At 68.9% G+C, this 25,607-nt stretch carries 22 protein-coding genes; 16 read left to right on the top strand and 6 right to left on the bottom strand.

Annotated elements, in window-relative coordinates:
• Nucleotides 1-9 precede the first annotated feature (9 nt).
• Together AC6H42_RS05240 and AC6H42_RS05235 are read right to left on the bottom strand one after the other, a co-directional pair.
• Nucleotides 10-258, bottom strand: coding sequence for a hypothetical protein (locus tag AC6H42_RS05240; protein ID WP_497547548.1), 249 nt, complete (start codon nt 256-258; stop codon nt 10-12).
• Between the two features lie 8 nt (nt 259-266).
• Nucleotides 267-1,769, bottom strand: coding sequence for a DUF4331 domain-containing protein (locus tag AC6H42_RS05235; RefSeq protein ID WP_497547547.1), 1,503 nt, complete (start codon nt 1,767-1,769; stop codon nt 267-269).
• Between the two features lie 160 nt (nt 1,770-1,929).
• Here AC6H42_RS05235 and AC6H42_RS05230 point away from each other — a divergent pair, with 160 nt between their 5' ends.
• The 7 genes from AC6H42_RS05230 to AC6H42_RS05200 all read left to right on the top strand — a co-directional run bounded on the left by AC6H42_RS05230 (nt 1,930) and on the right by AC6H42_RS05200 (nt 12,253).
• Nucleotides 1,930-3,783: a DAHL domain-containing sensor histidine kinase gene (locus tag AC6H42_RS05230; RefSeq protein WP_497547546.1), complete on the top strand. Its 1,854-nt coding sequence runs from the start codon at nt 1,930-1,932 to the stop codon at nt 3,781-3,783.
• Between the two features lie 65 nt (nt 3,784-3,848).
• Complete coding sequence (locus AC6H42_RS05225; RefSeq protein ID WP_497547545.1) at nt 3,849-6,059, top strand: sensor histidine kinase; 2,211 nt, start codon at nt 3,849-3,851, stop codon at nt 6,057-6,059.
• Nucleotides 6,056-6,694 carry a response regulator transcription factor gene (locus AC6H42_RS05220; protein ID WP_497547544.1) on the top strand — a complete coding sequence of 213 codons (639 nt, stop codon included), beginning with the start codon at nt 6,056-6,058 and terminating at the stop codon, nt 6,692-6,694. Before AC6H42_RS05225 ends, AC6H42_RS05220 begins: the two co-directional genes overlap by 4 nt.
• 54 nt (nt 6,695-6,748) lie before the next feature.
• Nucleotides 6,749-7,135: a response regulator transcription factor gene (locus AC6H42_RS05215; protein WP_497547543.1), complete on the top strand. Its 387-nt coding sequence runs from the start codon at nt 6,749-6,751 to the stop codon at nt 7,133-7,135.
• A 32-nt stretch (nt 7,136-7,167) separates the two neighbouring features.
• Nucleotides 7,168-9,312 (top strand): EAL domain-containing protein, encoded by a 2,145-nt coding sequence (locus AC6H42_RS05210; protein WP_497547542.1) that lies wholly within the window; start codon nt 7,168-7,170, stop codon nt 9,310-9,312.
• Nucleotides 9,313-9,335: 23 nt separating this feature from the next.
• Nucleotides 9,336-10,352 (top strand): cytochrome-c peroxidase, encoded by a 1,017-nt coding sequence (locus tag AC6H42_RS05205; RefSeq protein WP_497547541.1) that lies wholly within the window; start codon nt 9,336-9,338, stop codon nt 10,350-10,352.
• On the top strand, nt 10,349-12,253 hold the full coding sequence (locus AC6H42_RS05200) for a DAHL domain-containing sensor histidine kinase (protein WP_497547539.1): 1,905 nt from the start codon (nt 10,349-10,351) through the stop codon (nt 12,251-12,253). Before AC6H42_RS05205 ends, AC6H42_RS05200 begins: the two co-directional genes overlap by 4 nt.
• Here AC6H42_RS05200 and chrA read toward each other — a convergent pair.
• Nucleotides 12,175-13,539 carry a chromate efflux transporter gene (chrA, locus tag AC6H42_RS05195; protein ID WP_497547538.1) on the bottom strand — a complete coding sequence of 455 codons (1,365 nt, stop codon included), beginning with the start codon at nt 13,537-13,539 and terminating at the stop codon, nt 12,175-12,177. The two genes, AC6H42_RS05200 and chrA, sit on opposite strands and share 79 nt — an antisense overlap.
• Nucleotides 13,540-13,625: 86 nt before the next feature.
• On the opposite strand from chrA, the gene AC6H42_RS05190 reads away from it, so the two are divergent.
• Nucleotides 13,626-14,309, top strand: coding sequence for a cation efflux transmembrane domain-containing protein (locus AC6H42_RS05190; protein ID WP_497547537.1), 684 nt, complete (start codon nt 13,626-13,628; stop codon nt 14,307-14,309).
• Here AC6H42_RS05190 and AC6H42_RS05185 read toward each other — a convergent pair.
• On the bottom strand, nt 14,300-14,737 hold the full coding sequence (locus AC6H42_RS05185) for a universal stress protein (RefSeq protein ID WP_057152829.1): 438 nt from the start codon (nt 14,735-14,737) through the stop codon (nt 14,300-14,302). The genes AC6H42_RS05190 and AC6H42_RS05185 overlap by 10 nt on opposite strands.
• Before the next feature lie 355 nt (nt 14,738-15,092).
• On the opposite strand from AC6H42_RS05185, the gene AC6H42_RS05180 reads away from it, so the two are divergent.
• The 8 genes from AC6H42_RS05180 (at nt 15,093) to AC6H42_RS05145 (ending at nt 24,587) form a co-directional block, all read left to right on the top strand.
• Nucleotides 15,093-15,743 carry a TetR/AcrR family transcriptional regulator gene (locus AC6H42_RS05180; protein ID WP_057152837.1) on the top strand — a complete coding sequence of 217 codons (651 nt, stop codon included), beginning with the start codon at nt 15,093-15,095 and terminating at the stop codon, nt 15,741-15,743.
• 154 nt (nt 15,744-15,897) lie between these two features.
• Nucleotides 15,898-16,548: a protein-L-isoaspartate O-methyltransferase family protein gene (locus AC6H42_RS05175; protein ID WP_057152839.1), complete on the top strand. Its 651-nt coding sequence runs from the start codon at nt 15,898-15,900 to the stop codon at nt 16,546-16,548.
• An 18-nt stretch (nt 16,549-16,566) separates the two neighbouring features.
• Nucleotides 16,567-16,890: a rhodanese-like domain-containing protein gene (locus AC6H42_RS05170; protein WP_057152841.1), complete on the top strand. Its 324-nt coding sequence runs from the start codon at nt 16,567-16,569 to the stop codon at nt 16,888-16,890.
• A gap of 26 nt (nt 16,891-16,916) precedes the next feature.
• Nucleotides 16,917-18,236: a TolC family outer membrane protein gene (locus AC6H42_RS05165; protein ID WP_057152843.1), complete on the top strand. Its 1,320-nt coding sequence runs from the start codon at nt 16,917-16,919 to the stop codon at nt 18,234-18,236.
• A 151-nt stretch (nt 18,237-18,387) separates the two neighbouring features.
• Complete coding sequence (locus tag AC6H42_RS05160; protein ID WP_057152845.1) at nt 18,388-18,894, top strand: sigma-70 family RNA polymerase sigma factor; 507 nt, start codon at nt 18,388-18,390, stop codon at nt 18,892-18,894.
• 3 nt (nt 18,895-18,897) lie between these two features.
• Nucleotides 18,898-19,941, top strand: a complete 1,044-nt coding sequence (locus AC6H42_RS05155) for a FecR domain-containing protein (RefSeq protein ID WP_497547536.1) — start codon at nt 18,898-18,900, stop codon at nt 19,939-19,941.
• Between the two features lie 86 nt (nt 19,942-20,027).
• On the top strand, nt 20,028-22,439 hold the full coding sequence (locus AC6H42_RS05150; protein WP_497547535.1) for a TonB-dependent siderophore receptor: 2,412 nt from the start codon (nt 20,028-20,030) through the stop codon (nt 22,437-22,439).
• 24 nt (nt 22,440-22,463) lie between these two features.
• Nucleotides 22,464-24,587 carry a TonB-dependent receptor gene (locus AC6H42_RS05145; protein WP_497547534.1) on the top strand — a complete coding sequence of 708 codons (2,124 nt, stop codon included), beginning with the start codon at nt 22,464-22,466 and terminating at the stop codon, nt 24,585-24,587.
• A 27-nt stretch (nt 24,588-24,614) separates the two neighbouring features.
• Here the strand turns inward: AC6H42_RS05145 and gloA are convergent, their stop codons facing one another.
• Complete coding sequence (gene gloA, locus AC6H42_RS05140; protein WP_082551466.1) at nt 24,615-25,028, bottom strand: lactoylglutathione lyase; 414 nt, start codon at nt 25,026-25,028, stop codon at nt 24,615-24,617.
• 74 nt (nt 25,029-25,102) lie between these two features.
• Entirely contained in the window at nt 25,103-25,606 is a 504-nt protein-coding gene (locus tag AC6H42_RS05135) for a PRC-barrel domain-containing protein (protein WP_057152850.1), read from the bottom strand.
• Between the last annotated feature and the right edge of the window lies 1 nt (nt 25,607).

The raw sequence follows: 25,607 nt of genomic DNA, 5'->3' as shown, positions 1-25,607 counted from the left end.
GTTGCCGGCCTACTCGGCCGGTTCGCTGTTTTCCGGCGTGGTAACTGCCACGCCGTCGATCGCCGCTGGTTCCTTGTCCTCGGGGCTGGCGCCGATGAGGGCCAGCACAGCGGAATAGAAGGCGTCGGCCATGGTGACCGGCGGCGGCGGCGCCACCACCGGCGCGGCGGGGGTGCCGCCGCCGGAGCCGCCGCAGCCTCCCAGCAGCAGGGCCAATGCAAGCGGTGCGAGCGTTGTAGCGCGGATGGGCGTTTTCATGGCGCCTCCTACTTCTGCGGAGAGCCGGCCAGCGGCGTCTTCAGGTAAGGGAAGCCGGCCGTGACGAAGGTTTCGTCCAGGAAGGCGCCGTCGGTGAAGCGCAGCGCCCCGGCCGGAGCGTCGGCCGGGGTGCAGCCCAGGTTCAGGGTGCACAGCTTGCCCATCATCACGCGCAGCGCGATGTCGACCACGTCGTCCCCGGGGCGGCGGCCGTTGGGGAAGCCGGCGTTGTCGCCGTCGATCACGCCCAGGCGCTTTTGCGCCCCGCTCGGCGTGGGAGCGATCGCGGTGTTCAGGCGCAGCATCTCGGACGCGGTCACCGTGGCCGGCTGGTTCAGGCCTTTCACGCCGGTCAGGAAGGCCGCCACCAGGTCGTTGCGCGGGAAGTTGGTGGGCGCCTTGGCGCCGGCGCTGCCGTACAGGATTTCAACCAGCGCCGGCAGCGTGGGGTTGGTCACGTAGTCGGCGAACTGGCCGTCGGCGGAAGGCTTGCTGTGGTTGAATCGGTCCTTGTCCTTCAGGCCGATCACCACCTCGTTGACCAGCGGCGCGCCCAGGCGCGACACCTGGGTCCAGGCGCCGCCTTCTTTCGAAGAGCCCACCGCGCTGCCCGGCGTGGCGTTGAGGAGGCGGCCCTGGCGCATGCTGGCGGTGGTCCAGCCGCCGATGACGGGGTCGCCGCCGGTGGCGGAGGCGGTCAGGCAGTCGGCCGCCACCTCCAGTTCGATCGAGGTGACGTTCTTGAACGCCAGGTCGTCGCGGGCGTTCTTCTCGGCGCTGGCCAGGAACTCCACCGCCGGCGCCTTGATGTTGATCAGGTCGAAGGTTTCGCCCAGGTTCACCACGAAGGGGTCCTTGCGCTGGCCCACAAACAGGCGCGCCGGCGTGCCGCAGCCGGGAATGTTGACCGCGTAGACGTGCTTGGCGGCGTAGCCGGCGTAGTCCGGAATGGTCTTGTTGCCAATGTTGTCGACCGGTTTATCGAAGGTGCTGCCGCCGCCGGCCGCGTTGGTCAGCGCCGCGCGGCCGCCGCCACGGCGGTCGCCGCGCACCAAGGACACACTGTAGGTTTCGCGCACATTGAGCCCGGCGGGGTTGACGTCGTTCACGGCGCCGCCGTTGATCACCAGCGGGATCGACACCTTCTTGCCGCCCACGGTGAGCTGGGTGTCCTTGTTGGTGCTGCTGAAACGGAACTGGAAGGTCAGGTCTTCCCTGGCGTCGCCGTTGTTGTCGATGTGGATCTCGTACAACGCGTCCGGGTCCATGGCGAAGTAGTTTGGGCCGCCGTAGGCGTCCTGCAGCGGCACGTAGTTGGCGATCAGGGTAACGAACTTTTCGCGGCCGGGCTCGTAGCTGCGGAACATATAGAAGTCGGTGGCGTCCACCTTGGGCTGTTTGGTAATGAAAGGCGCTTCCCTGTGGCTGGACGCGAACGCTTGCGGCGCCAGTGCCAGGGCGACCAGGTTGCCGATCAACCAGGGTCTGAGGTGCAGTCTGCTATTTGCCATGCTAGTTCCCCTTTTGTCATGTGGTGTGGAGGTGCTGCACACGCATATACGTCAGGGGCGCCGGATCGGTTTCAGGAAAACGCGAATTTAGCGGCGACACCGCGGCCATTGTTCAATACAATCGAGTTCGACCTGACAGTAGCGGGGAGGCGCTTCGCCCATGCGCGCACGAGAGCAGCTTTTCACAAGCAACCCAGCCCTGGGACCGGATACCGGACCAGCCGCGCGCGCGCGGGGCTGGTGGCCGTTGGGCTTGCTGGCGGTGCTGCTGGCGGGCGCGCTGCTCTACCTGTTCCTGCAGGACAGGCGCAGCGCGGCCTCGGATTATTACGAGAACGTGGCCCTGCTGCGCCAGATCAAGGAGCTGGACGCCACCTGGGAGGCCGACGTGCTGAAGGCCCGGCTGGGCATGAAACAGGACGGTGAAGCGCTGGCGGCCACACTGCACGAGCTGGACCGCTTGCCCAAGCTGTTGCGTATCCCCCCGGCCGGCCAATCCGGTTCCGGCGCGCTGGACGCCAGCGTGGCGGCGCTGCGGAGCGCGCTGACGCACAAGGCCGGGCTGATTGCGCAGTTCCAGGTCCATAACGATGCACTGCGCAATGCGCTGGCATTCCTGCCGCAGGCCACCGACGAACTGGTGGAGCTGGGCGCCGACGGCGGCAGCGGCGCGGTGCGGCATGCCGGCGCGGCCGCCAACAAGGTGCTGCTGGCTACGCTGGTCTACAACGGCAGGCCCAGCGACGAAGCCTTTTTCGATATTGAACTGGCGCTGGCGGTGCTGTCCGCCGCCGCGCGGCCTCTGCCGCCGGCGCTGGCGCAGCGGCTGGAGCAGATCGGCTTGCACGCGCGCACGGTGGTGCGCGAACGGCTCGCCGTGCGCGACCTGCTGTTGCGCGTCACGGCGGCGCCGGCGGCCGCGCATGCGGACCGCATCAGCGCCATCCTCACCGCCGAGCATCAGCACAGTATCGCCAGGGTGCAGCAGCAGCGCCTGTATTTGCTGCTGCTGTCGGCCGCGCTGGCGGCGCTGCTGCTGTACGCGGCGCTGCGCCTGATCCGCAGCCATGCCATCATCCAACGCGTCAACAGCGAGCTGCAGCAGGTCAACGAGGGGCTGGAGGCGGCGGTGCGCGAACGCACCGGCGAACTGCTGAGCGCCAACGGCCAGCTGCAGACCGAAATCGCCGAACGCAAGCAGCTCGAGGGGCGCCTGGTGCAGTCCGAGAAGCTGGCCTCGATCGGCCAGCTGGCGGCCGGCGTGGCGCACGAGATCAACAATCCGCTGGCCTTCCTGGGCGCCAACGCCGCCATGCTGGAGCAGTACCTGGCGCGCCTGTTCGAGATGCTGGCCATCTACCGGGACGCGGAGCAGGCCATGGCCGCCCAGCCCGAGCTGGCGGCCCGCCTGCGGCGCGAGCGCGAACGGCTGGAGCTGGACTATCTGCACGAGGACATCCCGGACATCCTGCGCGAATCGCGCCAGGGCATGGCGCGCGTCAGCAAGATTGTGCAGGCGCTGAAGGAGTTCGCGCGCAGCGACGCGCAGCAGCAGTGGGAACCGGCCGATCTGCATCGCTGCATCGACGCTACGCTGGAGCTGATCGCCAGCGACTTGCAGCAGAAGGCCGGCGTGGTCAAGCAATACGGCGCGCTGCCGGACATCGAATGCGTGCCCTCGCAGCTGAGCCAGGTGGCCATGCACCTGCTGCTGAACGCCTGCCAGGCCGTGGGCCCGCAGCGCGGCCGCATCACCATCCGCACCGGTACGCAAGACGGGCAGGCCTGGTTCGAAGTGGCCGACGACGGCTGCGGCATGGCGCCCGAGGTGGTGCCGCGCATATTCGATCCCTTCTTCACCACGCGCGACATCGGCCAGGGCACCGGCCTGGGCCTGGCGCTCTCCTACGGCATCGTGCAGCAGCACCGGGGGCGCATCGATGTGCAATCCGCGCCGGGCGCGGGCAGCACCTTCCGTGTCACCTTGCCGCTACGGCGGGCGGAGGAAAGTTAGCGACGTGATGCCGGTTTTGCAATAGAATCGAAGCGTCGTTTCCGCCAGCAGGAGGTGCACCGTCCATGCGCTCGTCCGAGCCGCCGCCCCCACGCAGGCAAGCCATCGGTGTGCGCGCCAGCCTCGCCCTGCTTGTCGTGGGTTGCATCGTGCCCATGGCCGCAGTGGCTGGCTTTTTGATAGTCGATTTCTACACGCGCGAACGCGCCCAGCTGCTGGCCAGCACGGTGGGCCAGGCGCGCGCCATCATGGCCGCCGTGGACGCCGGATTCCGCAGCACCGAAGCGGCGCTGCAGGCGTTGAGTACTTCGCACCAGCTCGAGCGCGGCGACCTGGCCGGCTTCCATGCCCGCGCCGTCGAGGCGCAGCGCCAAATGGAGGCCGACGGCGTGATCCTGATCGACGCCGGCGGCAACTTGCTGATGTCGACCCGCCGCGCCTACGGCGAACCCTTGCCCAAGCTGGGGCCGACACCGCTGCTGAAGCGCATCCTGGCCACCGGCCGGCCGGGCGTCTCCAACCTGTTCCCGGCCCCGGTGGGCGGGCAGCTGATGTACACCATCGGCGTGCCGGTCCGGCGCGACGGCGCGATCGCCATGTCGCTCAACGCCACCGCCTCGCCGGTGCAGCTGGCCGCGCTGCTGGCCGCGCGCAAGCTGCCCGACAGCTGGCGCACGGCCATTATCGACGGCAGCGGCAAGATCGCCGCGCGCAGTCACGACATCGCGCGTTTCGCAGGCCGCCCCACCACGCCGGCGCTGCTGCGCCAGCTCGAGCTGGCCGACGAGGGCGGATTCGAAACCACCACCCTGGACGGCATCCCGGTGTACACCGTGTACAGCCGCTCGCCGGACAGCCGCTGGAGCGTGGCACTGGGCATTCCGCTGGACGAATTGACAGCTGGCCTGCGCCGTTCGCTGGCCTGGCTGATCGCCGTTACGCTGGCCGCGCTGGCGCTCGGCCTGGCGCTGGCCTGGCGCATCGGCGGCGGCATCGCGCGCTCGGTGCGTGCGCTGGCCGGCCCGGCGGCGGCGGTGGCCTCCGGCGAGGTGCCGGCGATCCCGCCGCTGGCGCTGCGAGAGGCCAATGAGCTGGGCCTGGCCCTGCAGCAGGCGGGGGCCACGGTGCGCACTGCCCAGGCCGAGCGGCGCGAGAGCGAGCAGCAGCTGGCGCTGGCGGCCGAAGCGGCGCGCATGGGCATCTGGGTGCGCGACCTGGCGCGCGAGCGGGTATGGGTGTCGGCCTCCTGGCGCGAACTGTTCGGCTTCCGCCCGGACGAGCCGGTGTCGGTCGAGACGCTGCTGCAGCGGGTGCACCCGGACGACAGCGCCGCCGTGCGGCGCGTGCTGGAGCAGGCCGCGCGCGGCGAGCGCTATGAAATCGAGTACCGCATCGAGCCACCGCAGGGCGGCTTATGCTGGGTGGCTTCGCGCGGCAGCTGCGAAGCGGGCAGCGACGGCGTGCCGCGGCTGGTGCGCGGGGTGGCGCTCGACATCACGCAGCGCAAACTGGCCGAACTGGAAATGCAGCAAAAGCAGCGCGAGGTGACGCACCTGGCGCGGGTGGCGACGCTGGGCGAGCTGTCCGGCGCGCTGGCCCATGAGCTGAACCAGCCGCTGACAGCCATCCTGAGCAACGCGCAGGCGGCGCAGCGCTTCCTGCGCCAGTCCACGCCCGACCTGCTGGAGGTGGACGCCATCCTGGCCGACATCGTGGCCGAGGACCAGCGCGCGGGCGAAATCATCCGCCGCCTGCGGCGCCTGTTCGACAAACGCGAGGCGCCGCGGCAGCCGGTGGACGTAAACCAGGTGGTGATCGGCGTGCTGCGCCTGCTGCGCAACGACCTGCTCAGCCATGGCGTGGCGCTGTCGTCGGTGCTGGGCGCCGGCGGCGCGCACGTGCTGGCCGACAGCGTGCAGCTGCAGCAGGTGCTGATCAACCTGCTGATGAACGCCTGCGACGCCATGGCCTTGACGGAAGCGGGCGGCAAGGCGATCGGCGTGCGCACCGCGCTGGACGACGATGGCTGGGTGCGCATCATCATCGCCGACTGCGGCAGCGGCATCCCCGCCGCCGCGCTGGAGCAGGTGTTCGCGCCCTTTTACAGCACCAAGGAAAGCGGCATGGGACTGGGCCTGTCGATCTGCCGCGGCATTGTGTCGGCGCACGGCGGCCAGCTGTGGGCCGAGAGCAATCCGGACCGCGGCGCCAGTTTCCACGTCCGGCTGCCGCTGGCCGGCGCCGAAGCGGCCGTGGGACAGGGAGCGCCGGCATGAACGGCGCCATGCTGCCGCCACCGGTGCGGCAGCCGCCGCGGGTGTTCGTGGTGGACGACCAGCCGGCCATCCTGAAGGCGCTGACCCGGCTGCTGGCCTCGGCCGGTTTCGCCGTGGCGCCTTACGAGTCGGCGCAGGCCTTCCTGGCCAGCGGCGCCGCGGCGGAGCCGGGCTGCCTGGTGCTGGACCTGTCCATGCCGGACATGGACGGCATGGCCCTGCAGCAGGCGCTGGCAACCCAGGGCAGCGTGCTGCCGCTGATCTTCCTGACCGGCCATGGCGACATCGCCAGCGGCGTGCGGGCCATGAAGCAGGGCGCCTTTGACTTCCTCACCAAGCCGGTGGACGCCGACGAGCTGATGGCGGCGGTGCAGGCTGCGCTGGAACTCAACACGCTGCTGCGCACGGCGGACGCCGAGCGCGACGCGCTGCGCCGGCGTTACGACAGCCTGACCCGGCGCGAACGCGAGGTGATGGCGCTGCTGGTCGAAGGCCTGCTCAACAAGCAGGTGGCGGCCCAGCTGGGCACGGTGGAAAAGACCGTCAAGGTGCACCGCGCCCGCGTGATGCAGAAAATGCAAGTGCGCTCGCTGACGGCGCTGGTGCGCCTGGCCGACAAGCTGCGCACCCGGTAGGGTTGGGCCAAGGTCCAATATCGCGCGCCGGCCCGGCGCGCTATCTTGCCAGTCATGGATACCACCACACTTCCCTGGGTTGCCGTTGTCGACGACGAGGCAGCCATCCGGCGCGCGCTGATGCGGCTGTTGCGCGCGGCCGGCATCCCGGCCCGCGACTACGACGGCGGCGCCGCGCTGCTGGCGGCGCTGCAAGACGGCGCCGGCGCGCCGTTCTGCGTGGTGCTGGACCTGCACATGCCGGGCATGTCCGGCCTCGAGGTGCAGCGGCGCCTGGCCGAGCTGGCGCCGCGCACCGGCGTGATCGCCGTCACCGGCCAGCACACGGCCGAAGGGCAGGCGCGCGTGCAGCGCGGCTGCGCGCTGGCTTACTTGCTCAAACCGATGAACGACCAGGCCTTGCTGGAGGCGATCGCCGCCGCCCGCACGGGCTGGCAATAGCTGCAACCATAACAACAGCACTGGAGAATACCATGGCAAGCTTGTCCGAATTGCAGCAGGCCGGCATCCTGATCGTCGACGACCGCCCCGTCAACGTGGTGCTGCTCAAAACCATGCTAGAGTGCGCCGGCTACGCGCGTGTCGATACCACCAGCGACCCGTGCGGCGTGGTGGAACTGCACCGCGCGCAGCGCTATGACCTGATCCTGCTGGACCTGAACATGCCGTTCATGAATGGCTTTGAAGTGCTGGAAGGGCTGAAGGAAGTGGAGGCGGGCGAATATCTGCCCGTGCTGGCGGTGACGGCGGCCCCCGAGCACAAGCAGCGCGCGCTGGACGCCGGCGTGATGGACTTCATCTGCAAGCCGTTCGACCACTGCGAGGTGCTGGCCCGCATCCGCAACCTGCTTGAAGTGCGCTTGCTGTACACCGGCACGCGCGACCAGGGCGCCCGCCTGGCCTGTTACGACGCGCTGACCGGCCTGCCCAACCGCAGCCTGTTCCAGCGTTCGCTGGAGCAGATGCTGGCGGGCGAAGGGGAGCGCTCCAGCGCGGTGCTGATGCTGGACCTGGACGGCTTCGCGCGCACCAACGACACCCTGGGCCATGCCGCCGGCGACGCGCTGCTGCGCCAGTTCGCCCAGCGCCTGCAGCAATGCGCGCCGGAAGGCAGCGTGGTGAGCCGCTTCGGCAACGACGAATTCGCCATGGCCTTGGGCGGCCTGGCCACGCAGCACGACGCGCTGCAGGCCGCCGAGCAGCTGCGCCACTGCTGCGCCCGGCCGTTCCAGCTGGAGCAGGGCGAAACGCTGCTGACGGCCAGCATCGGCATTGCGCTGCATCCCGCCGACGCGGCCGACGCCGCCACGCTGATGAAATACGCCAGCACCGCGCTGCACCAGGCCAAGCAGGGCGGCGGCGGCGCTTGCCGCTTCTTCACCGACGCGATGGACGTGCAGGCCCAGCGCCGCTTTGAATTCGAGCGCGCGCTGCGGCTGGCGGTGGCCAACGGCGAATTCGAACTGTACTACCAGCCCAAGGTGGAAGTGAGCAGCGGCCGCATGGTCGGCGCCGAGGCGCTGCTGCGCTGGAACCGGCCCGGCTACGGCCCGGTGTCGCCGTCGGCCTTCATCCCGCTGCTCGAGGAGACGGGCTTGATCGTGGAAGTGGGCGCCTGGGTTATCGACACGGCCTGCCGCCAGATTGCCCTGTGGGCCGCATGTCCCGGCGGGCCGGTGCCGGTGGCGGTCAATGTGGCCAGCCGCCAGTTCGCCGACAGCGGCCTGCAGCAAACCGTGGCGCACGCCATCGCGGCGCACGGCATCGCGCCCGAGCTGCTGGCGCTGGAGGTCACCGAGAGCGCGCTGATGGACGACACCGAGCGTACCGCCGCTGCCCTGGCGACGCTGCGCACCATGGGCGTGAAAGTGGCCATCGACGATTTCGGCACCGGCTATTCCAGCCTGGCCTACCTGAAGCGCTTCCCGGTGGACGCGCTCAAGATCGACATCGCCTTCATCCGCGACGTCACCGTGGACCCGGGCGACGCCGCGCTGGTGGACGCGATCATCGCCATGGCGCACAGCCTGGACCTGGAAGTAGTCGCCGAAGGCGTGGAGACCGAAGCCCAGCTGGCCTACCTGGCGCGCCACCGCTGCGACCAGATCCAGGGCTACTATTTCAGCCGCCCGGTGCCTGCCATGCAGTTCCAGCGCCTGCTGCTGGAAGGCGCCAGCCTGGCGCTGCCCGACACCGGCGCACCGCCGCTGCGCACGCTGCTGCTGATCGACGACGAGCCGCACGTGCTGTCGTCGCTGCAGCGCCTGCTGCGCCAGGACGGCTACCGCGTGCTGACCGCCAGCGGCGCGGCCGAGGCCTTCGAACTGCTGGCGCGCCACCAGGTGCAGCTGGTGCTGTGCGACCAGCGCATGGAGGAAATGAGCGGCACCGAGCTGCTCGACAAGGTCAAGGACATGTATCCGGATACTTTCCGCATCATCCTGTCCGGCTACACCGACCTGGCCACCATCATGGAGTCGATCAACCGGGGCTCGCTGTACCGGTTCTGGACCAAGCCCTGGGACAACCGTATGCTGCGCGAGAATGTCCGTGCCGCGTTCCGCCACTACTGGCAGCTGCACGGCCTGTCCAGCGCCGACCAGGCGCAGTGCGCCTGACCATTCCGCCGCAGGAGCCCGCCATGTCGTTCCGCCATCCACAATACGGGACCGCTGCGCCGCCCGCTCGGCGGTGCGCCGCCATGCCGGCGCTGGCGCTGTTGCTGGCGACTGCGCCCGTGCCGGCCGCCCCGGTCAACGAACCGATCCAGCCCGTGCCGCAGTCGCTGCGCCAGGATCCCGCCAAGGCCGCGCTGGGGCAGCGCCTGTTCAACGATACGCGCCTGTCGGCCAACAACCGCGTGTCCTGCGCCACCTGCCACGACCTGGCGCGCGGCGGCGCCGACAGCCGTGGCGTGTCCCTTGGACTGGATGGCAAACCGGCCGCGATGAATGCGCCCAGCGTGTTCAACGCGGCGCTCAACTTCAAACAGTTCTGGAACGGCCGCGCCGACACGCTGGAGGCGCAAATTGGCCTGGTGGTAGAAAACCCGGCCGAGATGGGATCGCGCTGGCCGGACGTGGTGCGCAAGGTTCAGCAGGACGCGGCCTACAGCAGCGCCTTCGCGGCTGCCTACAAGGACGGCGTAACGCGCGCCAACATCGAGCACGCGCTGGCCTCGTTCGAGCGCACCTTGATTACGCCCAATTCGCGCTTCGACCGCTACCTGCGCGGGGAGCACGGCGCCATCAGCGCAGCCGAGCGGGCAGGTTACACGCGCTTCAAGCAGTACGGATGCATCGCCTGCCATCAGGGCGTCAACGTGGGAGGCAATATGTTCCAGAAATTCGGCGTGATGGCCGACTATCCTGCGCGCGGCGGGGCCGGCTGGTCCGCCGGCCGGCCGGACCAGGGGCGCTATGCGCTTACCGGCAGCGAAGAAGACAGATACGTCTTCAAGGTACCCAGCCTGCGCAACGTGGCGCGTACCGCGCCGTACTTCCACGACGGCTCGGCCGCCACCCTGGAACAGGCCATCGACATCATGTTCAAGTACCAGCTGGGACGCCCCGGCAGCGCCGAGGACAAGGCGCTGATTGCCCAGTTCCTGGCCACGCTGGACGCGCAGCCGGTATCGCGGCCGGGAGCACGGCCATGAACTCCCGGCTGCCGCTGCTGGGCGGGATTCTTGGCGTTGCGCTGGCCGGTGCGCTGCTGTTCCAGTATCGGCAGGGCCCCAGCTACGACGCCTCGTCCTATTTTGAGAGCGTGGCGCGCCTGCGCCAGATCAAGCAGCTCGACGCGCAATGGGAACTCGACGCGATGAAGTCCAGGCTGGGCATCAACCAGAGTTACGACGAGCTGGTCAATCCCTTGCCGATGCTGCACGCGCTGCCGCAACAGCTCGGCGCGGACACCGGCGCGCTCGACCGCCCTGGCGCGCAAGCCCTGGCCGGCAGCGTGGCGGCACTGGAACGCGAATTGTCGCGCAAGGCCGCGCTGATCGAGTCGTTCAAGTCGCACAACGCGGTACTGCGCAACTCGCTGGCCTTTCTGCCGGTCGCCACCGGCGAACTGGTGGACCTGGGGCGCAGCCAGGCGCCGGACAGCGCCATCGGGCGCGCCGGCGCGGCGGCCAGCAAAGTGCTGCTGGCCACGCTGGTGCACAACCAGACCGGCGCCGACGAGCACCTGGCGGCCATTGAAGTGGAACTGGCCGGGCTGGCGGCGGCGCGCCGTTCGCTGCCGCCGGAACTGGCGCAGCGGCTGGACCTGTTCACCCTCCACGTGCACACCGCGCTGCGCGAGCAGCAAGCCGTGCATGGCCTGCTGGCGCGCGTCGCCGCCGCGCCCACCGGCACGCACATGGACCAGATCAGCGCATTGCTCAACCACGGACAGGAGCGCGACGCGCGGCAGATGCAGCAGCACCGCGCCGGCCTGCTGCTGCTGTCGGCGGCGCTGGCCGCGCTGTTGCTCTACGCCGGCTGGCGGCTGATCCGCAGCCACGCCATCATCAATAGCTTCAACAGCCGGCTTCTGCAGGCCAACGAGGGCCTGGAGGCGGCGGTGCGCGAGCGCACTGGCGAGCTGCTGCGCGCCAACGACAAGCTGCAAACCGAGATGGCCGAGCGCAAGCAGCTGGAAGGACGCCTGGTGCAGTCCGAGAAGCTGGCCTCCATCGGCCAGCTGGCGGCCGGCGTGGCGCACGAAATCAACAATCCGCTCGGCTTCCTGGCCTCCAACTCCGACATGCTGGAGCAGTACCTGGAGCGGCTGTTCGAGATGCTGGCGATCTACCAGGACGCCGAGCCGGCCATGGGCGCCGTTCCGGGCCTGGCGCCACGGCTGCAGGCGCAGCGTTTGCGGCTGGAGCTGGACTACCTGCGCGATGACATCCCGGTTTTGCTGGCCGAATCGCGCGACGGCATGGCCCGCGTCAGCAAGATCGTGCAGTCGCTGAAGGATTTTTCGCGCACCGACTCGCTGCAGCAGTGGGAGTGGGCCGATTTGCACCGCTGCATCGACTCCACCCTCAACATCATCGCCAGCGAAGTGCGCAAGGTGGCCGACGTGCGCAAGGAATACGGCCCGCTGCCGGACGTGGAATGCATGCCCTCGCAGCTGAACCAGGTGTTCATGAACCTGCTGGTCAACGCCAGCCACGCAGTGGGGCCGGAGCGCGGCCTGATCACCGTCCGCACCGGTGTGGCGGACGGCCAGGGCTGGATCGAAGTGGCCGACACCGGCTGCGGCATCGCGGACGATGTGTTGCCGCGCATATTCGATCCCTTCTTCACCACCAAGGCCATCGGCAAGGGCACCGGGCTGGGCTTGTCGCTGTCGTACGGCATCGTGCAGAACCATCGTGGCCGCATCGATGTGGAGAGCGCGCCCGGCGCCGGCAGCCGCTTCCGCATCACGCTGCCGCTGCAGCAGCAGTCAAGCCAGCGGCAGTCGAGTTTGCAAGACGGCCAGCGCTACGCGGTGCCGGCCAGCCGCAGCGCCAGCCCGACCAGCGCGCAAGCGGCAATGACCTGCACCACGTTGACCTTGTAGCGCAACAGCGCCACGGTGGCGCCCAGCGCGACCAGCGCCGACAGCCAGTCGAAGCGGCCCTCGAAGCCCTGCGGCCACAGCACGTGGAAGCCGAAGAACAGTGCCAAATTCACGATCACGCCCACTACGGCGGCCGTGATGGCGGTCAGCGGCGCGGTAAATTTCAGGTCGCCGTGGGTCGATTCGACCAGTGGGCCGCCGGCCAGGATGAACAGGAAGGAAGGCAGGAAGGTAAACCACGTGACCAGCGCGGCTGCCGTGGCGCCGGCCAGCAACAGCAGGTCCGGCCCCAGCGCTGCCTTGGCGTAGCCGCCCACGAAGGCGACGAAGGCCACCACCATGATCAGCGGGCCGGGCGTGGTTTCGCCCAGCGCCAGGCCGTCCATCATCTGCGTGGCCGTAAGCCAGCCGAAATGGTCAACCGCGCCCTGGTAGACATAGGGCAGCACCGCGTACGCGCCGCCGAAGGTGAGCAGCGCGGCCTTGGTGAAGAACCAGCTCATTTGCGTGAGCGTGTGCTGCCAGCCGAACAAGGCCGTCAGCGTCGCCATGGGCACGGCCCACAGCGCGGCGCCCACGGCGGCGATGAGGGCGAGCTTGCGCCAGCTGAAGCGCGCGTGGGCCGGCGTGGGCGTATGGTCGTCGATCAGCGCCGCGCCGAAGGACGGCAGCGCCGCCCCGTGGCCGCCGCCGGCCTGGAATTTGTCCGGCATGCAGCGTCCGCCCGCGTAGCCGGCCAGCGCGGCGGCCAGCACGATGGCGGGGAAGGGCACGCCGCCGGCGAAGATGGCGGCGAAGGAGGCGCCGGCGATGCCCCACAGCCAGCCGTTCTTCAGCGCCCGTCCGCCGATGCGGTGCGCTGCCTGCAGCACGATGGCCGCCACGGCCGGCTTGATGCCGTAGAACAGGCCGGCCACCAGCGGCAGGTCGCCATAGGCCACGTACACCCATGACAGGCCGGTGAGGATCAGCAGCGAAGGCAGCACGAACAGCGCGCCGGCCACCACGCCGCCCAAGGTGCGGTGCATCAGCCAGCCGATGTAGGTGGCCAGCTGCTGGGCCTCGGGGCCGGGCAGCAGCATGCAGTAATTCAGCGCGTGCAGGAAGCGCCGCTCCGAAATCCAGCGGCGGCGCTCCACCAGTTCCTGGTGCATGATGGCGATCTGTCCGGCCGGGCCGCCGAAACTGATGAAGCCCAGCTTGAGCCAGAAGCGGAACGTCTCGCCGAAGCTGACGGCTGCAGGGGCGGCGGTGCCGGAATCGCTGAGTGGCGCTGGTGTATGCATGCGGCGGGCTGGCTGTTAAAAGGATGGCAGTATTCTATCAACCGGTCTTATAGTACTGCTAAGCTTGAATTTCTTCGGAGCACACCATGTCCAGTTGCTGCGGCGACGCTTGCGCCTCAAGCAAGCCGCCCATCGATCCCCGCTACCGGCGCATCCTGTGGGTGGCCCTGTTCATCAACGCCGCCATGTTCGGCGTCGAGCTGTTGGGGGGACTGCGGGCCGAGTCGGTGTCGCTGCTGGCCGACGCCGTCGACTTTTTCGGCGATGCCGCCAACTACGCGCTGTCGCTGTTCGTGCTCGGCATGGCGGCGGCGTGGCGCGCGCGCGCCGCGCTGGCCAAGGGCGTCATGATGGGCGGCTACGGCGTGTTTGTGCTGGGCAAGGCTGGCTGGAGCCTGGCCGCCGGCACGGCGCCCGAGCCGGTCACCATGGGCCTGATCGGCGTCATCGCCCTGCTGGCGAACGGCACTGTCGCGCTATTGCTGTACGCCTTCCGCGACGGCGACGCCAACATGCGTTCGGTGTGGCTGTGTTCGCGCAACGATGCGATCGGCAACGTCGCGGTCATGCTGGCCGCGCTGGGCGTATTCGGCAGCGGCGCCAGCTGGCCGGACCTGGCCGTGGCGGCCGTGATGGCGGTGCTGGGACTGACGGCGGCGCGCACCGTCATCGTGCAGGCGCGCCGCGAACTGCGCGCAGGCGCGGGCAGCGGCGGGGCCATGAGCGGCTCGCCAGCGCCGCCCAAGGCCCGTAACAGCGCTCAGCGGTAAACCAGCACCGGGATGTCGGTATGGGTCAGCACTTTCTGGGTTTCGCTGCCCAGCAGCACGCCCTTCACGCCCTTGCGTCCGTGCGACGCCATGCAGATCAGGTCGCAACCCTTGTCCCGGGCCGCCTTGACGATGGCTTCATAGGGATGGTCATTGACCATGGACACGGTCTTGCACGCCACGCCGGTCTCGTCTGCCGCGCCCTGAATCCCGGCCAGCACCTTGGCGGCGAAGGCCTGGCTGTCCAGCCGATATTGCCCGGACGTGTCCGACAAGACGCCAGGCAGGATAGACAGCACGTGAAACTCCGGGGTCACGCAGAGGCCGGTGACCTGCGCGCCCATCTCCTTGGCCAGCGCGATGCACTTGCGGCTTGCCATTTCGGACATGGCCGACCCGTCGGTGGGTAAGAGAATATGCTTGAACATGTTAACCTCCATAGCTTTGGCGGCATGTCCAGCTGCACGCACGCTACGCCACGCTGCTGCCCATGGCCGTATTGGCAGCGCCGGCACCAGCGCGCCGTCGGGCACCATGCTGCTCCTTGCAGCAGTCCCTTCTTCAGTATAGGCCGCGCCGTCGGCGCGTGTAAGGCGCCGCCTGTTCAGCGAGCCGGCGTATTGCGGAAGGTCTTCTCTCTATTGGACGTGCATCGTTGAGCTTGCCTGCCATCGGTGCAGTCATCTATTCGGACACCAGAGCGGGCAAACTTGACGCCCCCTTGCCCGGGGTCTAATATAAATGACTCAAAAGTAAGTAAGATGGCAAGTCATCACTATCCCCATGCAAGCTCCAACTGATATCAAACCGCGCTGGGAACGGCGCAAGGACGCGCGGCCGCAGGAACTGCTGGAGGCCGCGCTGGAGCTGTTCGTCGAGCGCGGCTTCGCCGCCACCCGGCTGGAAGACGTGGCGCGCCGCGCCGGCGTCTCCAAGGGCACGCTGTATCTCTATTTTGAAAACAAGGAAGAACTGTTCAAGGCCGTGGTGCGCGCCACCATCGGCCAGGCCATCGGCCAGGCCGAGCTGGACCTGGCCGCTTCCGACGCCCCCAGCGCCACGCTGCTGAAGGAAATGCTGATGCGCTGGTGGGGCCAGGTGGGCGCCACCAAGCTGGCCGGCATCACCAAGCTGATGATGGCCGAGTCGGGCAATTTCCCGGAACTGGTGCGCTTCTATGAAGACGAGGTGGTGGCGCGCGGCAATGCGTTGCTGGTGCGCGTGCTCGAGCGCGGCCTGGCGCGCGGCGAGTTCCGCCCGCACGACCCGCAGGTGATGATGCCGGTGCTGAGCGCCCCGGTGCTGATGCTGATGATGTGGAACAACGCCTTCCTGCCCTGTGGCGGCGGCAGCAGCATCGATCCGGAGCAGTACATGGCCGCCTTCCTCGACCTGGCCGTGCGGGGGCTGGCCCCGGACGCCGCGGTGCCGTAAAAATGGGCAGCGCGGGCGTTTTTTGCGCGTTCAGCCCCCCGAATCTGCAGGCTGTCGCAATTTCCCTCAGTCCGTCGCCGATATCGTTAATATGCCGTCCTGACCAGTTCAACGATAAAATGACGGATTATTTAATCCTTCACCGAGTTTAAAGATGAATATCGAACAAGCCCGCTTCAACATGATCGAACAGCAAATCCGTCCATGGGACGTCCTGGATGTGGACGTGCTGGAGGTGCTGAACGTGGTCAAGCGCGAGAACTTCGTCCCTGCCAGCCACAAGAACCTGGCCTTCGCCGATACCGAAATCCCGCTGGGCAATGGCTACACCATGCTGACCCCCAAGCTGGAAGCGCGCATCCTGCAGGACGTGCAGCTGAAAAAACATGAGAACGTGCTGGAAATCGGCACCGGCAGCGGCTACATGGCCGCCCTGCTGGCGCATCGCGGCCGCCACGTCACCACCGTCGAGATTGCGCCGGAACAGAAGGCGCAGGCCGAGCAGAGCCTGGCTGCCGCCGGCGTCACCAACGTCACCGTGGAACTGGGCGACGGCTCCCAGGGCTGGACCAACGGCGCCCCGTTCGACGTCATCGTGCTGTCGGGCGCGCTGCCCAAGCTGCCGGAAGCGTTCCTGCAGCAGGTCAAAGTGGGCGGCCGCATCTTCGCCCTGATCGGCGAGGCGCCGGTCATGTCGGGCGTGCTGATCACCCGCACCTCGGACGGCTACGAGCAGAAGAAACTGTTTGAAACCGACGTCAAGCCGCTGCAATCGGCCACCAAGCCGTCGCAGTTCACGTTCTAAGCGGAACGGGAGCGTCGCATGCAACACATTACTGCGCTGGAACTGGCCGACTGGCTGGCCGACGACGCGCGCCCCAGCCCGTTTTTGCTGGACGTGCGCGAGAACTGGGAGTACGAGACCTGCCATATCGCCGGTTCCACGCTGATGCCGATGAACTCCATCCCGGCCCGCATCGACGACCTCGATGAGGACGCGGCCATCGTCTGCATTTGCCACCACGGCGCGCGCAGCATGCAGGTGGCCGCTTTCCTGGAGCGCAACGGTTTCGGCAAGATCACGAATTTGACGGGCGGCATACATGCGTGGGCTGTTCAGGTCGACAGCACCATGCCAAAATACTAATTGTTATTGATTCCACGGAGAACGCAATGCAGAAACCCTTAATCGCCTTGCTGATCAGCAGCGCACTGTTGACCATAAACGCACAGGCGGCCGACCTCATCCAAGTGTACCAGCAGGCGCTCGCCAACGACGCCACGTATGCCAGCGCGCGCGCTGCACTTGCTGCAGGTCAGGAAAGGACGACGCAAGGGCGCTCCGGTTTGCTGCCGGTGATTGGCCTGGGTGGTTCCAGCACCAAGATCACCGGCGACTTCGAATCGAAGGCCGACGACCCGTTCGGCGCCGGCAGCGGCCCGCGCGACAACTCGCGCAACCAGTGGTCGCTGAGCCTGTCGCAGCCGCTGTTCCGCTGGGACCGCTGGGAAACCTACCAGCAGAGCAAACTGAGCCAGGCGTCCACGGAAGCCGTGTTCGCCCAGGCCCAGCAAGACCTGATCACCCGCGTGGCGCAAGCCTATTTCGACGTGCTGACCGCGCAGGACAACCTGTCGTCGATCCAGGCGCAGAAATCGGCCACCACCGAACAGCTGGCCTCGGCCAAGCGCAATTTCGAGGTCGGCACCCAGACCATCACCGACACGCACGAAGCGCAGGCGGCGTACGACCTGGTGGTGGCGCAGGAGTTCGCCGCCATAAACGACCTGGAAGTCAAACGCAACGCGCTGCAGCAGATCATCGGCGCCGCGCCGGGCTCGCTGTCCACGCTGCGCACCGGCGTGACCATCGCCGCGCCGCAGCCGGCCGCGATCGAACCGTGGATAGCGTCGGCCGAGCAGCAAAACTATTCCGTGGTGGGCGCACAGCTGAACCTGGAAATCGCCAAGCGCGACATCTCGCGCAACCGCGCCGGCCACCTGCCGACGCTGGACCTGGTGGCCAGCAAGGGCCGCGACAGCGTGACCGCCTCCGGCATCACCAAGACCAACGCGGTCGGCGTGCAGTGGAACGTGCCGCTGTTTAACGGCTTCGCCGTGACCAGCCGGGTGCGCGAATCGATCGCGCTGGAAGACAAGGCGCGCAACGACCTGGAGGCCACGCGCCGCGCCGCCGCGCAGAACGCGCGCACCGCTTTCCTGGGCATGAACAGCGGCCTGGCGCAGGTGCGCGCGCTGGAAGCGGCCGAAGTGTCGAGCAAGTCGGCGCTGGACTCGAACAAGCTGGGCTACCAGGTGGGCGTGCGCATCAACATCGACGTGCTGAACGCGCAGCGCCAGCTGTACTCCACCCAGCGCGACCTGTCGCGCGCACGCTACGACACCATCATGAACGGCCTGCGCCTGAAGTCGGCGGCCGGCACGCTGAAGGAAGCGGACCTGGCGCCGATCAACGAACTGCTGGTGAAGTAAGCTGCGGCTTGCCTGTCCCGACACAAACCCCGCATCTGCGGGGTTTTTTGTTGTATTGACATACAGTTTGATTAAGATAATAATGAGAATCATTCTTATGTAGCCAGCCTGCCTGGGCAAGCCAACATTCCCCTCTGTTCCGGAGTCTGGCTTGGGCTTAGCCGCCGCACACGATCCTGTTGCCGATTTATATGCCCGCCACCACGGCTGGCTGAGCGGCTGGCTGCGCAAAAAAATGGGTTGCGCCGACAACGCCGCCGACCTTGCGCAGGACACTTTTGTGCGCATCCTCTGCCGTCCGCTCGACTGGAGCCAAGTGCGCGAACCGCGCGCCTTCCTGAGCACGGTGGCGCACGGCCTGATGGTCAACCAGCTGCGGCGCCAGGCCATGGAACGCGCCTACCTGGACGCGCTGGCCGCCCAGCCCGGCCAGTCCAGCCCTTGTCCCGAGAGCCGGGCGCTGGTGGTCGAGGCGCTGATGGAAATCGACGCGCTGCTCGACGGCCTGCCGCCCAAGGCGCGCCTGGCCTTCCTGCTGTCGCAGCTGGAAGGGCTGCCGTACGCGCAGATCGCGGAGCGGCTCCATGTGTCGCTGAGCATGGTGAAGAAATACATGCTGCAGGCGGTGACCCACTGCATGCGCATCGAGCGGGCCTGAACCGTGGACGGCAAGCGTACGAAGGCGGGCGCCGTGGAGCAGGCCGCGCAGTGGTTCGTGGTGCTGGCGTCCGGCGAGGCCGGCGAGGCGGACCGCGTGTGCTGGCAGGCCTGGCGCGACGCGCATCCTGACCATGAACAGGCCTGGCAGCGGGTGGAGGGCAGCACCGCCCGCTTTGCCGCCATTCCGCAGGGGCATGCGGCCGCGTCGCTGCGCGCGCTGGCCGATCCCCGTTTGTCCAATCCCCTTCCCACTTTGCCTGCCGCCGCCGCGCCCCCGTCGCGCAGCCGCCGCAAGGGCCTGGCGCAGCTGGCGGTGCTGCTGGCCGTCGCGGCCGGCGGCATGCAGGCCTACCGCCTGAGCGACTGGTCGGCCGACTTCGTCACCGCCGCCGGCGAGCAGCGCGACACCACGCTGGCCGACGGCAGCCGCCTGCTGCTCGACACCGGCAGCGCCGTGGACGTGGCGTTTTCGTCCGGCAGCCGGGTGCTGCGGCTGCGGCGCGGCCGCATCCTGGTCGCCACGGCGGCCGATCCGGCGCCGCGCAAGCGTCCCTTCATGGTGGAGACGGCGGACGGCCGGGTGCAGGCGCTGGGCACCCGCTTCACCGTGCGCAAGGACCCGGACAGCACGCTGGCCACCGTGCTGGCGGCGCGCGTGGCGCTGCATGCCGGCGGCATTGCCGGCGTCGCCGCCGCGCTGCCCGCCGACGGCCGGGCGCCCATCCTGGACGCGGGACAAGCCGCCCGCTTCAACCGCAACGGCCTGCTCGAACGGCACGCCGCGCCGCCCGCCGGCGAGGCCTGGGTCTCTGGCATGCTGGTGGCCGACGATATGCCGCTGGGCGAGCTGGTGGCCGAACTGGCGCGCTACCGCGCCGCGCCGCTGCTCTGCGACCCGTCCGCCGCCCGCTTGCGCATCTCCGGCGCCTTTCCGCTGCGCGACACCGAGCGCGCCCTGGCTGCTGTCGGCGCCACGCTGCCGGTGCGGGTGGAGCGCCGCGCCCAGCCCGGCGGGGAAAGCGACTTGCTGGTGCGCCGAAAATAAATGGCGATGCGGACTGTACTTTTTCCGGTTTCGATTGGCAAGCAGGGGATAGCACCATTACTCCAACCTTGCAAGGAACCCTTTTCATGACACGCATACCATCCGGCCGCCGCGCCAGCCATCTGTTCGCCCTCCACCTTGCCGCCAGCGGCGTGCTGCTGGGCGGCGCCGGCCTGGCCGGCAGCGCCTACGCGCAGGCGGCCAGGCAGTACGCCATTCCCGCCGGTCCGCTGGGTCCAGCGCTGACCCGCTTTGCCGCCGAAGCCGGCGTGGTGCTGAGCTTTGCGCCAGCGGCCGTGGCCGGCAAGACCAGCCCCGGGCTGAACGGCAGCTTTAGCCCTGAAGACGGCTTGCGCGCGCTGCTGCGCGGCAGCGGCCGGCAGCTGGAAAAGACCGCCGCCGGCTACACCCTGGCCGTCGCGCCCGCAGCGGCGCAGCAAGCGGCTCCGCAGGAAGCCACGCTGGGCGAGGTGACGGTGCTGGCGCAGGCCGGGCAGGAAAGCGCCTGGGGCCCGGTCATCGGCTACGCGGCCAGGCGCAGCGCGGCCGGCACCAAGACCGACACGCCGCTGCTGGAAACGCCGCAGGCGGTGTCGGTGGTGACGGCCGACCAGATGGCGGTGCTCAAGGTGCAGAGCCTGGGCGACGCGCTGGCCTACACGCCCGGCGTGATTGCCGTGGCCGGCTACAGCAAGTCCTACGACAATTTCGTCAGCCGCGGCTTCGCGCTGCGCGACGACAGCGGCAGCCTGGTGCGCGACGGCCTGAAGCTGGGCGGCAGCGGCTGGGCGTCCGGCCAGCAGGAGCCGTACGGCCTGGAACGGGTGGAACTGCTGAAGGGCGCCGCCTCGGTGCTGTACGGCGCCAGCGCGCCGGGCGGCGTGCTCAACACCGTCAGCAAGCGGCCGGGGCCGGACATGCTGCGCGAAGTGCGCGCCGGGATCGGCAACCTGGGCCACCGCGAGGCCGCCTTCGACCTGGGCGGCGCCGTGGCGCCGGACAGCGCGTGGAGCTGGCGCCTGACCGGCCTGGCGCGCAACGGCGACACCCATGTCGACCACACCCCCAGCAACGGCCGCTACATCGCGCCCGCCGCGACCTGGCGCCCCGACGCCGCCACCTCGCTGACCCTGCTCGGCTACCACCAGGAACGGCGCACCGCCTATTACTACCCCTTGCCCGCCGAGGGCACGCTGGTGCCCGGCCGCTACGGCCGGCTGCCGCGTGAGCGCTTCGTCGGCGAGCCGGACTTCGACCGCGAGGACACGCGCCAGAGCGCCTTCGGCTGGCTGTTCGAGCACGCCTTCTCCGATACCGTGAAGCTGCGCCACGGCCTGCGCTGGATCAAGTCCTCCAACCGCGTGCGCTTCACCGGCCTGGACGGCTGGGTCGATCCGGCCGCGCCGCGCGCGCAGTACCGCACCGCGTATGACGAACTGGAGAGCACTTCCGGCGTGAGCACCGACACCAGCGTGGAATACCGGGTGCAGTCCGGCGGCGTGGCGCACACGCTGCTGGTGGGCCTGGACGCCAGCCGGCTGCGCCCGCACAGCCAGTGGTCCCTGGCCAGCTTGGCGCCGCTGGACCTGTACGCGCCGGTGTACGGCGCGCAGCCCGGCCCGATGACACTGGTGCCCAGCTATTCGCAGCGGACGGTGCAGACCCGCAAGGGCCTGTACGCGCAGGACCAGATCAAGTTCGGCCAGCGCTGGGTGCTGCTGCTGGGCGGGCGCCAGGACTGGACGCGCGACGCCGCCTCGCCGCTGTTCGGCACGCCGGCCTGGAGCACGGAACGCGACAGCGCCTTCACCGGCCGCGCCGGCGGCGTCTACCTGGCCGACGGCGGCCTGGCGCCGTTCGTCAGCTTCAGCCAGTCCTTCCAGCCGCAGGCGGGCAGCGACCAGAGCGGCAAGCGCTTCAAGCCCACCGAAGGCGAACAGGCCGAGTTCGGCCTGCGCTGGCAGCTGGCGCCGGACGGCCTGCTGCTGTCGGTCAGCGCCTACCAGCTGGCCCAGCAGAACGTGGTGACGCGCGACCCGGCGCAGCCGCAGCTGCGGCGCCAGCTGGGCGAAGTGCGCGCGCGCGGCGTGGAGCTGGAAGCCAAGGGCCGCATCGGCGGGCACCTGAACCTGATCGCGTCCTATGCCTACACGGATGCGCGCACCACCCGGAGCTTGAACACGGCCGAGGTCGGCAAGCGCACCGAGTACGTGCCCTACCACCAGGCGTCGGTGTGGGCGGACGGCGAGCTGGGCGGCGGTTTCCAGGCCGGCCTGGGCGCGCGCCACGTGGGCAGCTATGCGGATGTCAACGGCACCGGCGCGGGCGTGCCGGCGGTGAACGTGGTCGACGCCATGCTGGGTTACCGGACCGGCCCCTGGCTGCTGGCGCTGAACTTCTCCAACCTCGGCAACAAGCAGGCGCTGGCCTGCGGTTCCGGCAGCTGCAACTACGGCGAAGGCCGCCGTGCCAGCGCCAGCCTGGCTTATCGCTGGTAAACCCTGTTCTTTTTGGAGTGTGATTTGCGCATCAATCTACTGTGCGGCCTGGCCGCCGCGATGGCCCCGGCAACGGCGGCAATGGCCGCCGACCCCGCACCGGACAGCCGTATCCTGCCGCAGGTGACCGTTACCGCCGAGGCCGAAGGCCTGCTGCCGCAGGCGTACGCGGGCGGCCAGCTGGCGCGCGGCGGCCGCCTCGGCCTGCTGGGCAACGTCGACACCATGGACACGCCGTTCCAGCTCAGCAGTTTCACCGCCCAGGCCATTGCCGACCAGCAGGCCGCCACCGTGGCCGACATGGTGCGGCTGGACCCGTCGGTGCGCAGCACGGCGCCGGGCGGCGACGTGGCGGACGCCTTCTTCGTGCGCGGCTTTGCGCTGGGCGACAACAACATCGGCGAAATCGCCTTCGACGGCCTGTACGGCGTGGCGCCCAACTACCGCCTCATGGCCGACTACGCCGAGCGTATCGAGGTGCTGAAAGGCCCGGCGGCCATGCTGTACGGCATGTCGCCGAACAGCGGGGTGGGCGGCAGTATCAACCTGGTGCCCAAGCGCGCCGGTGCCGACCTGAGCCGCGTGCGGGCCGACTTGTCGTCGCGTTCGCAGCTGGGCGGGCACCTCGACCTGAGCCGCCGTTTCGGCGCGCAGCGCCAGTTCGGCGCGCGCTTCAACGCCACGCTGCAGGACGGCGACACCGCGCTTGACCAGCAGTCGCGCCGCGCGCGCATGGGCGCGCTGGCGCTGGACTACGAGGACGCACGCCTGCGCGTCACGCTGGACGCCATCGACCAGCGCGAGCAGGTCGACGCGCCGACGCGGCGGCCGTTCCTGAGCGCCGGCCTGGCCGTGCCGCAGGCGCCCGGCGCCCGGCGCAACCTGACCCAGCGCTGGGAATGGTACGACAGCACCGAACGCTCGGCGCTGCTGCGCGCCGAGTACCAGGCGGCGCGCGCGCTGACGCTGTTCGCCAGCCACGGCGCGGCCAGCTCGGACGTGCAGCGCCTGTTCAACACGCCGTCCATCGTCAACGCCGCCGGCGACACCAGCGTGGCGCCGGCCCGGGCCGGCTTCGATATCGAGCGCGACGCCGGCGAAGCGGGGCTGCGCGCCGCTTTCGCCACTGGCGCCGTGCGGCACCGGCTTACGCTGCAATGGAGCCGCTACAACGACCGCTACGGCACCGGCTCGGTGGCCGGGCAGGCCTACGCGTCGAATATCCACCGGCCTGCCGAACGGCCGGCGCAGGCCGTGTCCGCGCCGGCCTCGCTGCCGCTGCGTTCCGCCAGCCGGCTGGACGGCGCCGCCGTGTCGGACACCCTGTCCCTGTTCGGCGAGCGCCTGCAACTGATGCTGGGCTTGCGCAAGCAGGACGTGCGCTCCGACAACTTCTCCCCCGCCGGCGCCGTGACGGCGCGCTACGACGATAGCGCCGTCACGCCGATGGTGGCCGTGGTGATCCAGCCGGCACACGGGCTGGCGCTGTACGGTAACTATGTGGAAGGCTTGAGCAAGGGCGACATCGCGCCCGGCACGGCCAGCAACGCTGGCGAGGTGTTCGCGCCCTACAAGGCCAGGCAGCGCGAAGTGGGCGTCAAGGTCGACCATGGCCGGCTGATGACCAGCCTGAGTGTGTTCCAGATCACGCGCCCGAGCGGCTTCATGAGCGGCAACGTGTTCGGCGTGGAAGGCGAACAGCGCAACCGCGGCGTCGAGTTGAACGCCTACGGCGCGGTCGCGGGCGGCCTGCGCCTGCACGGCGGGCTGGCCTGGACAGACGCCAAGCTCGTCAAGACCGGCAATCCCGCCACGGCGGGAAAGACCGCCGTCGGCGTGCCGGATCTCCAGCTCAGCGCGCAAGCCGAGTGGGATGTGCCGCAGCTGGCGGGGCTGACCCTGACCGGCGGCGTGCTGCACAACAGCGCGCAGTACGCCAACCAGGCCAACAGCCAGCGCTTGCCGGCCTGGACCACTGTCGATGCCGGAGCCCGCTACCGCACGGTGGTGGGCGGCAAGCAGGTGGTGCTGCGCGCCACGCTGCGCAATGCCGGCGGCAAAGACTACTGGTCCGGCGCGTCCACCTGGGGCACGCTCACGGCGGGGGCGCCGCGCAGCCTGCTGCTCTCGGCCACCACCGACTTCTGAGCGGGCCGCGCCGGGGCGGCCGCGCGCTTAGGCGTGCAGGCCGGCGCCGGCGGCGTCGAACTTGCGCTCGATCAGCTCGATCTTGTAGCCGTCCGGGTCGGTGACAAAGGCAATCACGGTGCTGCCGCCCTTGACCGGGCCCGGTTCGCGCGTCACGTTGCCGCCGTTGGCCTTGACGGCGGCGCAGGCGCTGACGATGTCGTCGGCCGAGATGGCCAGGTGGCCGTAGGCCGTACCCTGCTCGTACTCGGTGACGCCGTAGTTATAGGTCAGTTCCAGTTCCGCGTGGTCGGGATTGGAACCGTAGCCGACGAAGGCCAGCGTGTACTGGTATTCGGGATTGTCGCTGGTGCGCAGCAAGTTCATGCCGAGCACCTTGGTGTAGAAATCGATGGAGCGTTGCAGGTCGCCGACCCGCAGCATGGTGTGCAGTATGCGCATAGAAATCCTCATGTAAAAGCAGGATTCTATGCGCTTTGCCGCGATCACGCTGGCGCTGCGGCCAGCGCCGGCGTTTAGCGGTTGCCGGGGTTGGTCGGGTTGTAGCCGCTGCCGCCCAGGTCGCTCTGCAGCGTGCTGCTGCCCGAGCCCATCACGCTGCCGCTGGCGGTGCGGTAGCCGGCGCCGGGCGTGGTGCCGTAGTAGCTGTGGATCTGGTTGCTGAACTCGGCGCTGGCCATGTCGGGCCAGTGGTCCTTGTCGAAGCCGGGGGCGTTTTCCAGGCGCTCCTTGCTCACATCCAGGATGAAGCGCTTGTTCACGGTGTCCAGTTCCAGCGCCTGGAAGGGTACGGCGAACAGCTTGTTGCCCATGCCCAGGATGCCGCCGAAGGACAGCACCGCGTACGCCACTTGCCCGGTCTGCATGTCGAGCATGAACTCCTTGATGTCGCCCAGGTCCTCATCCATGCGGTTGTACACGTCTTCACCCATCAGCGTGTCGGCCCCCATCAGGCGCGGGCCGGGGCCGCTGTCGGTGTCGCGGTAAATGCCAAAAGTGTCTCGGTCCAGATAGCTCATT

It is taken from the genome of Massilia sp. NBRC 108631, from assembly GCF_059704565.1.
Note: the sequence above shows the minus strand (reverse complement) of the source record. Positions and strands in the feature narration are given on the sequence as shown.

What these genes read in the sequence shown, in the direction of transcription:
- AC6H42_RS05170 (WP_057152841.1), top strand. Translation starts at nt 16,567, where the DNA reads ATGCAACACATTACTGCGCTGGAACTGGCCGACTGGCTGGCCGACGAC.
- AC6H42_RS05190 (WP_497547537.1), top strand. Translation starts at nt 13,626, where the DNA reads ATGTCCAGTTGCTGCGGCGACGCTTGCGCCTCAAGCAAGCCGCCCATC.
- AC6H42_RS05225 (WP_497547545.1), top strand. Translation starts at nt 3,849, where the DNA reads ATGCGCTCGTCCGAGCCGCCGCCCCCACGCAGGCAAGCCATCGGTGTG.
- AC6H42_RS05180 (WP_057152837.1), top strand. Translation starts at nt 15,093, where the DNA reads ATGCAAGCTCCAACTGATATCAAACCGCGCTGGGAACGGCGCAAGGAC.
- AC6H42_RS05210 (WP_497547542.1), top strand. Translation starts at nt 7,168, where the DNA reads ATGGCAAGCTTGTCCGAATTGCAGCAGGCCGGCATCCTGATCGTCGAC.
- AC6H42_RS05135 (WP_057152850.1), bottom strand. Translation starts at nt 25,606, where the DNA reads ATGAGCTATCTGGACCGAGACACTTTTGGCATTTACCGCGACACCGAC.
- AC6H42_RS05235 (WP_497547547.1), bottom strand. Translation starts at nt 1,769, where the DNA reads ATGGCAAATAGCAGACTGCACCTCAGACCCTGGTTGATCGGCAACCTG.
- AC6H42_RS05220 (WP_497547544.1), top strand. Translation starts at nt 6,056, where the DNA reads ATGAACGGCGCCATGCTGCCGCCACCGGTGCGGCAGCCGCCGCGGGTG.
- AC6H42_RS05175 (WP_057152839.1), top strand. Translation starts at nt 15,898, where the DNA reads ATGAATATCGAACAAGCCCGCTTCAACATGATCGAACAGCAAATCCGT.
- chrA (WP_497547538.1), bottom strand. Translation starts at nt 13,539, where the DNA reads ATGCATACACCAGCGCCACTCAGCGATTCCGGCACCGCCGCCCCTGCA.
- AC6H42_RS05205 (WP_497547541.1), top strand. Translation starts at nt 9,336, where the DNA reads ATGTCGTTCCGCCATCCACAATACGGGACCGCTGCGCCGCCCGCTCGG.
- AC6H42_RS05150 (WP_497547535.1), top strand. Translation starts at nt 20,028, where the DNA reads ATGACACGCATACCATCCGGCCGCCGCGCCAGCCATCTGTTCGCCCTC.
- AC6H42_RS05185 (WP_057152829.1), bottom strand. Translation starts at nt 14,737, where the DNA reads ATGTTCAAGCATATTCTCTTACCCACCGACGGGTCGGCCATGTCCGAA.
- AC6H42_RS05215 (WP_497547543.1), top strand. Translation starts at nt 6,749, where the DNA reads ATGGATACCACCACACTTCCCTGGGTTGCCGTTGTCGACGACGAGGCA.
- AC6H42_RS05240 (WP_497547548.1), bottom strand. Translation starts at nt 258, where the DNA reads ATGAAAACGCCCATCCGCGCTACAACGCTCGCACCGCTTGCATTGGCC.
- AC6H42_RS05165 (WP_057152843.1), top strand. Translation starts at nt 16,917, where the DNA reads ATGCAGAAACCCTTAATCGCCTTGCTGATCAGCAGCGCACTGTTGACC.
- gloA (WP_082551466.1), bottom strand. Translation starts at nt 25,028, where the DNA reads ATGCGCATACTGCACACCATGCTGCGGGTCGGCGACCTGCAACGCTCC.
- AC6H42_RS05230 (WP_497547546.1), top strand. Translation starts at nt 1,930, where the DNA reads ATGCGCGCACGAGAGCAGCTTTTCACAAGCAACCCAGCCCTGGGACCG.
- AC6H42_RS05200 (WP_497547539.1), top strand. Translation starts at nt 10,349, where the DNA reads ATGAACTCCCGGCTGCCGCTGCTGGGCGGGATTCTTGGCGTTGCGCTG.